The sequence below is a fragment of the Anaerovibrio sp. JC8 genome (assembly GCF_002100115.1).
In the GTDB taxonomy this organism is placed as follows: Bacteria; Bacillota; Negativicutes; order Selenomonadales; family Selenomonadaceae; genus Anaerovibrio.
Genome location: NZ_ANBM01000006.1, coordinates 78,467 through 90,829, shown reverse-complemented (window position 1 = coordinate 90,829; position 12,363 = coordinate 78,467). Strand labels below are relative to the sequence as shown.

General features: G+C 47.5%; 11 protein-coding genes. 7 read left to right on the top strand and 4 right to left on the bottom strand.

The genetic code is table 11. The features are described 5' to 3' along the window. The first annotated feature begins 140 nt into the window (after positions 1–140). The 3 genes from D081_RS07465 (at position 141) to D081_RS07455 (ending at position 2,969) form a co-directional block, all read left to right on the top strand. Entirely contained in the window at positions 141–1,421 is a 1,281-nt protein-coding gene (locus D081_RS07465; RefSeq protein WP_085023564.1) for an O-acetylhomoserine aminocarboxypropyltransferase/cysteine synthase family protein, read from the top strand. Between the two features lie 179 nt (positions 1,422–1,600). Next, positions 1,601–2,023, top strand: coding sequence for a PaaI family thioesterase (locus D081_RS07460; RefSeq protein WP_085023563.1), 423 nt, complete (start codon positions 1,601–1,603; stop codon positions 2,021–2,023). Positions 2,024–2,114: 91 nt separating this feature from the next. Then, positions 2,115–2,969, top strand: a complete 855-nt coding sequence (locus D081_RS07455) for an FKBP-type peptidyl-prolyl cis-trans isomerase (RefSeq protein ID WP_085023562.1) — start codon at positions 2,115–2,117, stop codon at positions 2,967–2,969. A gap of 92 nt (positions 2,970–3,061) precedes the next feature. On the opposite strand, the gene D081_RS07450 is transcribed toward D081_RS07455, so the two are convergent. Further along, complete coding sequence (locus D081_RS07450) at positions 3,062–4,195, bottom strand: acyltransferase family protein (protein ID WP_085023561.1); 1,134 nt, start codon at positions 4,193–4,195, stop codon at positions 3,062–3,064. Between the two features lie 184 nt (positions 4,196–4,379). Here D081_RS07450 and D081_RS07445 point away from each other — a divergent pair, with 184 nt between their 5' ends. Continuing rightward, positions 4,380–4,580 (top strand): hypothetical protein, encoded by a 201-nt coding sequence (locus D081_RS07445; RefSeq protein WP_085023560.1) that lies wholly within the window; start codon positions 4,380–4,382, stop codon positions 4,578–4,580. 42 nt (positions 4,581–4,622) lie between these two features. On the opposite strand, the gene D081_RS07440 is transcribed toward D081_RS07445, so the two are convergent. Continuing rightward, the gene (locus tag D081_RS07440; RefSeq protein WP_085023559.1) at positions 4,623–6,017 is read right to left on the bottom strand and encodes a sodium-dependent transporter; all 1,395 of its coding nucleotides are present in this window, start codon (positions 6,015–6,017) and stop codon (positions 4,623–4,625) included. 344 nt (positions 6,018–6,361) lie between these two features. Next, entirely contained in the window at positions 6,362–7,195 is an 834-nt protein-coding gene (locus tag D081_RS07435) for a DUF4931 domain-containing protein (RefSeq protein WP_085023558.1), read from the bottom strand. Positions 7,196–7,351: 156 nt separating this feature from the next. Between D081_RS07435 and D081_RS07430 the strand changes: the two genes are divergently transcribed. Both D081_RS07430 and D081_RS07425 read left to right on the top strand, forming a co-directional pair. Beyond that, the gene (locus tag D081_RS07430) at positions 7,352–9,010 is read left to right on the top strand and encodes a polysaccharide biosynthesis protein (protein WP_085023557.1); all 1,659 of its coding nucleotides are present in this window, start codon (positions 7,352–7,354) and stop codon (positions 9,008–9,010) included. Positions 9,011–9,057: 47 nt separating this feature from the next. Next, positions 9,058–9,927 carry a diacylglycerol kinase family protein gene (locus D081_RS07425; protein ID WP_085023556.1) on the top strand — a complete coding sequence of 290 codons (870 nt, stop codon included), beginning with the start codon at positions 9,058–9,060 and terminating at the stop codon, positions 9,925–9,927. A gap of 65 nt (positions 9,928–9,992) precedes the next feature. Here D081_RS07425 and D081_RS07420 read toward each other — a convergent pair whose 3' ends face one another. Then, positions 9,993–10,265: a hypothetical protein gene (locus D081_RS07420; RefSeq protein WP_085023555.1), complete on the bottom strand. Its 273-nt coding sequence runs from the start codon at positions 10,263–10,265 to the stop codon at positions 9,993–9,995. Positions 10,266–10,410: 145 nt separating this feature from the next. On the opposite strand from D081_RS07420, the gene D081_RS07415 reads away from it, so the two are divergent. After that, positions 10,411–12,258 (top strand): B12-binding domain-containing radical SAM protein, encoded by a 1,848-nt coding sequence (locus tag D081_RS07415; protein WP_085023554.1) that lies wholly within the window; start codon positions 10,411–10,413, stop codon positions 12,256–12,258. The last annotated feature ends 105 nt before the right edge of the window (positions 12,259–12,363 follow it).

Genomic DNA, 12,363 nt, shown 5'->3' with positions numbered 1-12,363 from the left:
TCTTTTTTGGAATGCAGCTGATTGTGCAGCCATGTGCCCGGGAGCTTGGATAAAGCCCCCGTTTTTATTTGCTACGATTTCGCTGAAAATTATTGAGAAATTATCATTAAATAATATTGGATTGAAAAGGAGATTTTATTATGAGCAACTATAAATTTGAAACCCTTCAGCTTCACGTAGGTCAGGAGAACCCAGATCCAGCATCTGATGCAAGAGCAGTGCCAATTTACGCAACTACCTCTTATGTATTCCGCAATTCCCAGCATGCAGCTGACCGCTTCGGTCTGGCAGATGCTGGTAACATCTACGGCCGCCTGACCAACTCCACCCAGGGCGTATTTGAGGAAAGAATCGCAGCTCTGGAGGGCGGTGTAGCCGGTCTGGCCCTGGCTTCCGGTGCCGCAGCCATTACCTATACCATTCAGGCTCTGGCAAAGGCCGGTGAGCATATTGTTGCTCAGAAGACCATCTACGGCGGTTCTGCAAATCTTCTGGCACACACCCTGCCACTTTATGGCATTGAGACTACCTTTGTGGATGCCCACAACCTGAAGGAAATTGAGGGAGCTATTCAGGAGAATACCAAGGCTATCTACATTGAGACCCTGGGCAATCCTAACTCCGATATTCCGGATATTGATGCTATTGCCAAGCTGGCCCACAAGCACGGCCTGCCACTGGTAATTGATAACACCTTTGGTACTCCGTATCTTATCCGTCCAATTGAGCACGGTGCAGATATCGTGGTACATTCCGCTACCAAGTTCATTGGCGGTCATGGTACTACTCTGGGCGGTGTTATCGTGGACAGCGGTAACTTCGACTGGGCCAAGAGCGGCAAGTATCCATGGATCTCCGAGGCAAACCCAAGCTATCACGGCGTAAAGTTCACTGAGGCCGCCGGCAAGGCAGCATTTGCTATCTATATCCGTGCAATTCTGCTCCGTGATCAGGGTGCTACCATTTCTCCATTTGCTGCATTCCTGCTCCTGCAGGGTACTGAGACCCTGTCCCTCCGCCTGGAGCGTCATGCAGAGAACACCAAGAAGGTTATTGATTATCTCGTAAAGAATCCTAAGGTAACCAAGGTTAATCATCCAAGCCTCTCCGACCATCCGGATCATGCTCTTTACCAGAAGTACTTCCCTAATGGCGGCGGCTCCATCTTCACCTTTGAAATCAAGGGTGGACAGGAGGAAGCCTTCAAGTTCATTGACAGCCTGAAGATCTTCTCTCTCCTGGCCAATGTAGCTGACGTGAAGTCCCTGGTTATCCATCCGGCAACCACTACCCATTCCCAGCTCACTGATGAGGAGCTGGCTGATGTGGGCATTAGCCGTAGCACCATCCGTCTTTCCATCGGTACTGAACACATTGACGACATTATTGCCGACCTTGACCAGGCTTTCAAGGCCGTATAAGCTCCCAGCTCATTTGCTAAAAATTCAACCGCTGAGTCTCATTTGCTCAGCGGTTTTTCGTTTTGCCGAATTATGCAGAAAATCCCTTTATTGACTGTTATTTTTTCCTATATTAATATATGAAAAGATGTGATATGTGAATATATGTAAAACTGCAATAGAATTTCGGAGGTGCGGTAATGCCAACAGATGAAGAACTGAGAAAAATGGAGGATACGGGAAACTGCTTTGCCTGCGGCAAGAATAATCCTATTGGCTTAAAGCTGGATTTTAAGATAATTTCCAACCAGTATATTGCCAAAACCACGGTGGACAAGAACTACCAGAGCTTTGGTGGGGTGGTCCACGGGGGCATTATTTCCACCATGCTGGATGAGGCCATGGGAGGCTACCTGTTTACCATAGGGGAGCCGGCATTTACGGGAAAGCTGGAAATCCGATACCGCAAGCCTACTCCTGTAGGTATGCCCCTTACCATCCGTGGCTGGGTGGAAAGCCGTAAGCGCAACGTGGTGGAAATGAAGTCGGAAATCATTTTGGAGGATGGCTCCATCAGCGCCGAGGGCTCCGCCAAGATGGTTATTGTGAAAACTGAGGTATAGCTTGACTTATTGACTTTTATGGTGGCCTATATTATCATATGGAAAGATGTGATTTGATAATTTGGATATTTCAAAAGAGGTGCGTATATAGATGAAAATTGCAGTAACATATGATAATGGCAATGTTTTTCAGCATTTTGGCAAGACTGAGAGCTTCAAGGTTTTTGAGGTTGAGGACAATAAGGTAGTATCTTCAGAGATTATGGGCTCCAATGGCAGTGGGCATGGCGCTTTGGCTGGTCTTTTGGCAGATAATTCCATTGATGTGCTTATCTGTGGTGGTATTGGCGGCGGTGCCCAGCAGGCGCTGGCCAATGCAGGCATTGAGCTGTGTGCCGGAGCTTCCGGGGATGTGGATGCTGCTGTGGAGGCCTATCTGGCCGGTGAGCTGGTAAATTCCGGTGTAAACTGTGATCACCATCACGGTGAGGACCATGACTGCGGCCATCATGAGGAAGGTGGCTGTGGCGGCCACGAGGGCTGCGGCGGCTGTGGTTCCCATACGGTTCCGGGCATTGAAGGCCCTAATGTCGGCAAGAAGGTTCGGGTTCATTACAAGGGGACCCTCAACGACGGTACCCAGTTTGATTCCTCCTATGACCGCGGTGAGCCGCTGGAATTTGTATGCGGTGCCGGCATGATGATTCGCGGCTTTGATGTGGCTGTGGCTGATATGAAGGTGGGAGAGATCAAGGATGCCCACATGGAGCCAAAGGATGCCTATGGCGAGGCAGATCCTAATGCCATTATGACCGTGGAGATTGCTGAGGTTCCGGGGGCTGAGAATCTGGAAAAGGGTCAGCGGGTATTCCTTACCAATCCTATGGGACAGCCTTTCCCTGTAACCGTTACCGAAAAGACCGATACAGAGATTACCTTTGATGCCAACCACGAGCTGGCTGGCAAGGAACTGAATTTCCAGATTGAACTGGTAGAAATTCTGTAAAACATACAAGATAAAAGACAATAAAAATGAAGACTTTCGGAATCCTGGGATTCTGGAAGTCTTCTTTTCGTTTAATCTCATTTAAGTTATTTTCAGATTTTTATGATAACATTTTTCCAGTGCATGATTTCTGCCAGCATTACAAGGGCAACATCCCACATCAGGGTGTAGCCGAAGGTGCTGAAATATGGTGTTTCCGGGGAGAAGAAACAGCTGTGGTAGATGTACATATACAATGACTCTCCCATGTAGGGCACAGCACAAAGTAAAGCCAATCCCCATTCAGCCAGTAGGTAAATGGAAATAGGATTTCGCCCCAGTGCCTTTAGAGGGTGAAGCAAAAAACGGAAGAGGGCACTGTCGGTGAGGCCTTCCATAAGGGACAGCAATATCATGTCCAGACCGGCCATGGACAGGACATAAGGAGCTGTCCACAGGGGCTTGCTGATGATTTCCCACTGTGACCAGCCCCAGGCGGCCAGAATCAGGAGAATTCCTGTGGCAAACAGCTTTTTCCGTGTGTTATTGTCCTTCAGGCGGAATTCCTGACGGGATTTTATCATTAAGCCGGCAAAGCAGCCCAAAAGCATGGTGGCGGTGGCATTGATGGTGCCGTACAGACCCTCCGGGTCGCTGGCGGCCTGCAGATAATTATGCTGGCTTCCCTGCAGGTGCTGGTCCACGTAAAGGCTTATATTGTTCAATTCCCCAAAGGGGTCAGCTGGATTGTACAGATGGTATCCCATGGTGGACATCCCCATCAGAATAATGGAAATAATGAAGAGGGTCCATGGATGGGAAAATTTCTGATAGATAATGGTGCCTATAAGATATACCAGGGCAATCCGCTGCAATACGCCAAAGGGGCGAAAATAATTCAGAAAATCGCTGGTGGCCTGGGCCACGGTATAATCCGGTGTGAACAGGACAGTCCACAGCAGAGCCACATGATTTACCAGCAGTCCCAATATAATAAGTATTATGGTTCTTTTCAGGACCATTCCCAGCCAGTCTGCATATTGCAGGGACTGGGCAAATACAGTTGACACTCCCATAATAAAGATAAAGGTGGGGAAGGCAATATCGATGATATTGACCCCGGTGTAGTCGCGGTGGAGCAGTGTCGGGTAGGTATATGTGGAATCGGGAGACAGATTCCCCAGAATCATTACGAAAATGGTCAGCCCCCGAAAAATATCTATGGAGTTTATTCGTTCTGTCCTCATAATTGTGTGACTCCTTGTGCTTGGATAATAAGATTATATTATCAAGGGATTTTTCTTACTGCAAGGAATAAATCAATAGAATGCAACAGAATTTTTTGATTTTTGCATTTTAGGCAGGATTTTTGGTACAATTATAGAAAATATTAGGAATCATAGGAGAGAAATTTATCCGGAGGTGGTTTGGATGCGCATAGAGAAGAACTTTACCAGCAATCATCGGCTGCGGGAATGGCTGGATGCTAAATCCTGGGAATTTGATTCCACGGAGATGTTTTATATATGGCTGGAGCATTTTTTTGAAGATGGCAATCGCATATCCGTAAAAGGGGCGGCCTGCGATTTTCATGATTGTGTGGATGTCTTTGAAGCGGATACTGACAAATAAAAAAGGGCTGCTCGTTGTGAGCAGTCCTTTTAAAATGCAATTTTAGAAGCTGATCATGCCAGAAGACTTCAGGAAGAGAATGAAAAGAAGAACCGGTGCAATGTACTTGATCATTGCAATGTAAATGTATTTACGGCTGAAGGTTTCGCCATTCTTTTCCATTTCGTCAATAACAACCTGTGGCCCTACAACCCAACCAATCATGATACAGGTACCGATGGAAATAATCGGCATGAAGATGCTGTTGGAAATGTAGTCCATTACGTCCAGAACCTGGCCGGTGCTGCCGGTTGGCAGTGGCAGTTCAAAGTACAATACGTTGTAGCCAAGGCATACGATGGTACCAAATACCAGGGCAATGGCAAACTCAGCGAGAGCTGCCTTTACACGGGTGATGTGGAAGTAGTCCATGAAGCTGGCTACTACAGCCTCCATGATGGATACGGCACTGGTAACAGCTGCAAAAAGTACCATCAGGAAGAACATGATGCCTACGATAATGCCGGCGGTGCCCATGCTTTCAAATACCTTTGGCAGGGAGATGAACATGAGGCCCGGGCCGGAAGCGGACAGACCCTCACTGCCCATGAAGGTGAATACAGCAGGGATAATCAGCAGACCTGCCAGGAAGGATACCAGAGTATCGAAGAACTCAATGCGGTTTACAGAGGAAACGGCATCGGCCTTGTCACTTACATAGGAGCCATAAGCTACCATAATACCCATGGCAACGGACAGGGAGAAGAACAGCTGACCCATGGCATCCACCAGTACACTCATAAAGTGGCTGAAGGTCAGGCCTTCAAAATTCGGAATAAGATAAATCGCCAGACCGTCCATACCGCTTCTGGTAACACCATTGGCATCGGTGTGGGTGATGGTCAGGGAATAAATTGCAATGGCAATAATCAATAAAATGAGGGCCGGCATGATAATCTTTGAGGATGCCTCAATACCCTTGTTTACACCTAAAAGAATAATTGCTGTACAAGCCATAAGGAACAGGAACATGTAAACAAGTGGCTCATGCTGAGCGGTGATAAAGCCTACAAAATAACCATCCTGCGCTGCTTCCACGTAGCTGCCGGTGGTAAATGTCAGGAAGTACTTGATAACCCAGCCGCCGATAGCGCTGTAGTATGGCATGATAATTGCCGGAATTAAGCAGGCCAGCAGACCCAGCCAACGCCATTTCTTGCAGATGCGGGAGTAGGCGGTCAAAGGACCCTGCTTGGTCTTACGGCCGATAGCGATTTCGGTTGTCAGCAATGCAAAACCGAAGGTCAGAAGCAGTACAAAGTAAATCAGCAGGAACAATCCGCCGCCGTCCTTTGCTGCCAGATAAGGGAATCTCCAGATATTACCAAGACCAACTGCGGAACCGGCAGCGGCCAGAACAAATCCAAATGATCCACCAAAGGATTTTCTTGATTCCATGATCAAAACCTCTTTTCGTTTTAGTATACGAGCGTTATTATAACACACTAAAAATAAAAAGGAAAGACATTTCTCCATGAAAATGTGTAAACTTGTAACATGATTCAAAACACGGAACAATTTTTAAAAATCCAGTATTTATGCCATTTGTATTGCTTCTAGGAATAAAAAATCAAAAATAGTCGGACAAATATGTATAATTTACACATAATAATGTATCGCCAAAATGTACATTAGACTAATCTAAATAGACATTGAACAAAATAAACCGAAATTACCTTTGGTGAAGGCAATTTCGGTTTTAATAATTAAGAAAATTGATGAAATTAATTTAATATTTTGGGTTATTTACTGTAACCCCGCTCCTTAAGGTGAGCCTTCAGGTTATCCGCAAAGGACGGAATGGAGGTAGGCCGCAGGTGAATGTTGTAGCCCACATACATTGGCGGGGTGGCAAACCTTGGCATGACCTTTACCCGCATTTTTCCCTCTACATTATAAAAGAAGAGATTATAGCTGAAATTTGGCCGGTTGAAGTAGCCCTTCATAAAGGTTACGGTTTCCTTTATAAGGTCCGCCAGCAAATCCAGGCTGTCCTTCTGGGGCATCAGGGCCACCTTGTCCTTTAAGTCGGTGGAGCCATAGGCCTCATGGTGCAGTACCAGATTGTATTCGGAAAAGCCGATGCGGGGATTGGTGGAGGTGTTAAGCTCCACGCCCTTATCCTCATATATTTTCAGGCCTTCAAATTCCACCGGGTCAAACATCAGATCCGGATCCAGCTCAGGATAGCCCACCAGCTGCATGTGAGGGTGCTGTATGGTGCCGCCGGACATGGGACCAAAATTTTTAAAGAAAATAACGGAGCGGTACTTGCCGCAGTTCAGCATTTCTATCCAGTGCTTAACGCCCATGTGGATTACCCGGCGCATCTGCTCCTTGGAATAATCGGGAATGTCGGACTTGCACTGGTCCGTTTCAATGAGCACCAGCTGGTCCGAGGGCTCCATTACGTTGTATTTATTCTTCAATAGTATGATATTGTCATCCGTGTCGATGATATCCACCAGATGCTCCACGTCGCAGAAGGGACAGTCAGGAGTGTTGGCCATGCCCTGAATGGTACGGGGCTTTTTCACGCCGATGGATGTGTTAAAGTCGATGATATTTATATCCATGTTATAGACTCCTCGCGTGCTTGCAGTCTATGACTGTAAGTGATACAATATTTTAGCATGGCAAAGTGTGCCATAATACAAGAATAAACAGCTACAGTTATTATTAAAGCACAATAACAGGGTAGCTTACAACTATAATTTATTACCTATGAGGGTGTGAGCAAGATTAGTACTCAGGAAGTTTCCGAAAATAATAAAAGTAATAAGGGTGAATCCCTGCTGAAGGGAACCTTGATCCTTACGGTGGCGGGTATCGTCGTAAAGGTTATTGGCTCCTTGAACTGGATTTTTGTTTCCCGAATTTTGGGCGGTGAAGGTATCGGTTTGTATCAGATGGCCTTCCCAATTTATTTTTTCGCCTTAAGTGTATCCACTGCCGGCGTGCCGGTGGCAATCTCCATTATTACCGCTGAGCGTGTGGCTCTGAAGGATATTTTGGGTGCCAAGCGGGTGTTCAAGGTATCCATGTCACTGATGTTTGTGACTGGTATCGTGTTCTCGCTGCTGACTTATTTTGGTGCCCAGTGGCTCATTGATTTCCACTTTATCCGTGATGCCCGTGCCTACTGGTCCGTAGTGGCCCTGGCACCGGCCATTTTCTTCGTTACTCTTTTGGCCAGCTCCCGTGGTTATCTGCAGGGTTGGCAGCGCATGACCCCGACGGCTGTTTCCCAGATAGTGGAGCAGATTTTCCGGGTTGTGACTATGATTATGTTCGCCAGCCTGTTCCTGCCTTATGGTCTGGATTACGCTGCGGCGGGTGCCAGTCTGGGTGCCTTTGCCGGTGCGGTAACCGGTCTCATTGTGCTGGTTTATTTCCACTGGAAGCTGGAGCAGGATATCGTCAATGAGTTTGGCCATGACTTGAAGCCCCTTCCGGATACGGAAAAGACCTCCAACTGGGGCATTATCAAGCGTATTTTCGCTTTGTCACTGCCAGTATCGGCGGCCAGCATTATGCTGCCTGTAGTGTCCAATCTGGACCTGGCCATTGTGCCACAGCGCCTTGAGGTGGCAGGCTACAGTGTCAACGAAGCTACTGAGCTCTTTGGTTATCTCACTGGTATGGCAGTGCCATTGGTAAATCTGGCTACCATCATAACAGCTTCTTTGGCGGTTAGCCTTGTTCCGGCCATTTCCAAGGCCCGGGCCCTTAACGATGCCAAGCTGGTATTCAGTCAGACGGCCTCCGGAATCCGCATTTCCAATGCGGTATGCTTCCCGGCCTTTGTAATAGTCTTCGTTTTGGCTACTCCGATTGCTTCATTAATATACAATGCACCAAATGCAGGCCCGGCTATTATGGTCTCTGCTGTAAGCATTGTGCTGCTGGGACTTCATCAGGTTTCCACCGCTGTGCTGCAGGGTCTTGGCCATCCATCTATTCCTATGGTCAACATGATTATTGCGGCTGTGGCCAAGGTTTTCCTGAACTGGACCCTGGTTGCTCAGCCTTGGCTGGGTATCATGGGTGCGGCCTGGGCAACAGCAGCTGACATGGGTGTGGCAGCCGTTATTAATATGTTCTTTATCTATAAATATATTGGCTATCGCATGGAGATACCGCAGTTCTTAAAGACGGCAGTTGCTGCCGTGGTTATGGCGGCCTCCGTATGGTATTTCTACGATTACACCCTGGCAGCCTGGAGCAGCAGTATTATTTCCACCTTCGGGGCCTGTCTGGTGGGCTGTGTGGTTTATCTCACGGTGCTGCTGATGATCGGTGGCATGATGGAGGAGGATATGGCCCGCATTCCAATGATTGGCCGCTTTGGTATCAAGGCTATGCACAAGCTGGGTGTTTACAAGGATTAAGGCTTAATAATTCATATAATTTGCGCAGAAGGACTGTATAAAACAATATGAAAAAACTTGTTTTGGTATATAATCCGGTTTCCGGCAAGGCGGTATTCAAAACACGCCTTGATGAAATAATCTATAAGCTCCAGAGCCGGGGCTGCATGGTGATTCCTTATCGGACTACCCCGGAAAATAAGGATTTGGTGGACTTTATCAGGCTGGCGGCTCCCGATGGAATTATTGCTGCCGGTGGTGATGGCACCGTCCATGAGATAGTTAACCTTATAATGAAGGAAAAGCTGGAGCTGCCAATGGGCATTATTGGTACCGGCACCTCCAATGATTTTGCCACATATCTGCACCTTGATACTGATGAATATTTTGACCGCATTGCGGCGGGCAATACCATGAAAATTGACCTGGGCAAGGTGGGGGACAACTACTTCATCAATGTGGCCAGCGCCGGCATGGTTACATCCATTGCCCATGAGGTGGATACCCGCCTAAAGAATGCCTTTGGCAAGATGGCATATTATGTTCATGGGCTGAAGACCCTGCCACAGTTCCGGGCCTTTGATCTGACGGTGCGGACGGAAAAGGAGGAATTCCACGAGAAGGCTTTTCTCTTTTTGGTAGTTAATTCCAGCGTGGTGGCCAGCTTTAAAAATGCGGCGGTACAGGCCAGTGTTCAGGACGGGGTGCTGGATCTGATTATCATGAAGCAGTGCAATGTGGCGGACTTGATGATTGTTACCACTGAGCTGTTGGCGGGGAAGGATATTTCCCAGCGCAAGGAGGTTATCTACCGTCAGGCGGCTTCCTTTGAGGTGGAATGCTCCGAGGAGCTCACCAGCGATATCGATGGTGAAATAGGGCCGAAGCTGCCATTGAAAATTGAAACCGTTCCACAGGTTTTGGAAATTTTTTATTAATGCAACAAAAAAGGGACTGCTTTTGCAGTCCCTTTAATAATAGACATTTTAAAATGCAGATGGAATCAAGCCTGTGGCAGATCCTTAACCCAGCCCTTGAAGGCCTTGATGATGTTGCCGGCAGGCATAGCAGCCAGCTGCTCATCGGTAAGGTCAGCAGGGATAAGAGGTGCCAGGGTTGCAGCGGTAGCCATGAATTCCTCCATGGTCATGCCACCCAGCAGGCCCTTTACGATTTCATAGGCCTCCTGAGGGCTCTTTGCTTCGCTGAGTTTCTGGAGCATTTCAGGGTTCTGCATGATAGCAGCACCAATCTGCATAAACTTTTCTGGTATCATTATAAATCACATTCCTTTTTATCATATTCCGTCCTCTGTATCGTTCAGAACGGTGCATATCCTTCCATATTATACCAAAGAAACATATATATTGGTACCTGCCGAGAAAAAAATTTTGTTTCTATATTAGTGTTGGAGCTTTATTATGAAGAAAGTTGTCTGGCTGGCGTTTAATGCCAAATTTTCCCATACATCCCTGGCAGCCCGCTATCTTAGGCAGGCTGCGGCAGAAATTAATATTGAATCGGAGCTGCTGGAGCTTACCATCAATAATTACATTCCGGATATCCTCAGCGAAATTTACGACCATAAGCCTGATGTTTTGGGGATTTCCTGCTATATCTGGAATATTGAGCTGGTAAAGCAGGTGTTGCCATTGGTACGGAAGGTATTGCCAGAGTGTGTCATTATCTGCGGCGGGCCGGAGGTTTCCTATGAGGTGGCTGAGTTTATGACAGCCAACCCGGCAGTGGATTTCGTGGTCCGGGGAGAAGGTGAGGAGGCCGTCAAGGAGCTGATGGAGCTGGTGGTGAATCAACAGGCTCTGGACGGGAACCGCAGGCTGACAATTGCCCCTGAAAATTCGGGTATCGCCTGGCGGGAGGACACCATTATTCATGATGGACAGGCAGTTACCTGCATGGATAGTGAGGCTCCGTCGGTTTTGCATCTGCCCTTTGCCTATATTGATGACGAAATGTCAGAAATAAAGGACAAAATCCTTTATTACGAAACATCCAGAGGCTGTCCGTTTTCCTGTGCCTATTGCCTGTCCTGTGCCACAGCGGGAGTACGGTTCCGTCCTCTTGATGAGGTGTTTGCGGATTTGGACTTCTTTGTGGGCCATGATGTGCGGCAGGTTAAGTTTGTGGACCGGACCTTTAATGCGAAAAAGGCCCATTTTCTGCCAATTATTCAGTATATAAAGGCCTTGCCGGACTCCTGCCGTACCAACTTTCATTTGGAGGTGGCAGTGGATTATCTGGATGAGGAAACCATTGAGGTGCTGCAGTCCATGCCAAAGGGCCGGGTGCAGCTGGAAATTGGGGTTCAGACCACTAACAAGGATGTTTTGAAACGCATTGCCAGGGTTAATCACTGGGAGGATATCTGCCGCAATATCAGTGCCCTCCAGAAGAATGGCAATATGCATATTCATACTGACCTGATTATTGGTCTGCCGGGAGAGGATTTGGCCTCCTTCGGACGTTCCTTCAACGATTTGTACGCCCTCCACACGGATATGCTGCAGCTGGGCTTTTTGAAGTTCCTCAAAGGGGCCGCCATGATGAAGCTGGTGGCAGAATACGACTATAAGTACATGGATATCGGGCCTTATGAGGTGCTGTCCAATAATGTGATGGATTATGGACAGATTCGCTGGCTCCATATTTTTGAGCAGGTTTTCGAGCTGTACCACAATGCGGGACGGTGTCTGAAAGCCTCCGAGTATATGATTCAGACCTTCTTTGAGGGCAATGCCTTTGAATTTTATTCCCGCTTTACTGACTATTGGGAAAAGCTGGGGAATCACAAGCGGGCCGTCAGTGCCAAAAATCTCTACGGCTATCTGTGGGCTTTTTTCAGGTCTGTGGCGGAGTCTGCCAGTGGGACAGACAGGGTGCAGCAGGATGCTTCATATCTGATTATGGACAATCTTATGCGCTATGATGCTCTCACCGCTGACAGCGGACAGAACCGGCCGGAATTTTTGCACTGGAACCGCGAGAAATATCAGGAGCAGACGGCTGCCTTCTGGCGGGACCAGCTGCCATCTGGCCAGGGTGCTTCTGCCGTTATTGAGGGCTTTAGATTCACCAATTGGCGGGAGCTCAACAAAAAATACCACATCGAGGTCTTCGATGTGGTAGTGGATGCCCCTGAAGGCACATCATTTCTGGCCTCCCGGCCTCAAGCCCTGCTGTTTATGTACAATAATCGGGTTTTTAATGGGATAATTGAAGTAGATATTAGCAGGAAAAACGACAGGTAGTGTAGAATAAATCAGAATATAATAACACTTCCGGGATAATGGGGATATAAAGAACAGAAGCCGGATATCTTTAGAAGTCGTAAGCAGTATTAGGGTTTAACTTTT

Bases quoted from the DNA above. Each gene is read 5' to 3' on its own strand.
- D081_RS07465 (WP_085023564.1), top strand. From the start codon at position 141: ATGAGCAACTATAAATTTGAAACCCTTCAGCTTCACGTAGGTCAGGAG.
- D081_RS07460 (WP_085023563.1), top strand. From the start codon at position 1,601: ATGCCAACAGATGAAGAACTGAGAAAAATGGAGGATACGGGAAACTGC.
- D081_RS07455 (WP_085023562.1), top strand. From the start codon at position 2,115: ATGAAAATTGCAGTAACATATGATAATGGCAATGTTTTTCAGCATTTT.
- D081_RS07450 (WP_085023561.1), bottom strand. From the start codon at position 4,195: ATGAGGACAGAACGAATAAACTCCATAGATATTTTTCGGGGGCTGACC.
- D081_RS07445 (WP_085023560.1), top strand. From the start codon at position 4,380: ATGCGCATAGAGAAGAACTTTACCAGCAATCATCGGCTGCGGGAATGG.
- D081_RS07440 (WP_085023559.1), bottom strand. From the start codon at position 6,017: ATGGAATCAAGAAAATCCTTTGGTGGATCATTTGGATTTGTTCTGGCC.
- D081_RS07435 (WP_085023558.1), bottom strand. From the start codon at position 7,195: ATGGATATAAATATCATCGACTTTAACACATCCATCGGCGTGAAAAAG.
- D081_RS07425 (WP_085023556.1), top strand. From the start codon at position 9,058: ATGAAAAAACTTGTTTTGGTATATAATCCGGTTTCCGGCAAGGCGGTA.
- D081_RS07420 (WP_085023555.1), bottom strand. From the start codon at position 10,265: ATGATACCAGAAAAGTTTATGCAGATTGGTGCTGCTATCATGCAGAAC.
- D081_RS07415 (WP_085023554.1), top strand. From the start codon at position 10,411: ATGAAGAAAGTTGTCTGGCTGGCGTTTAATGCCAAATTTTCCCATACA.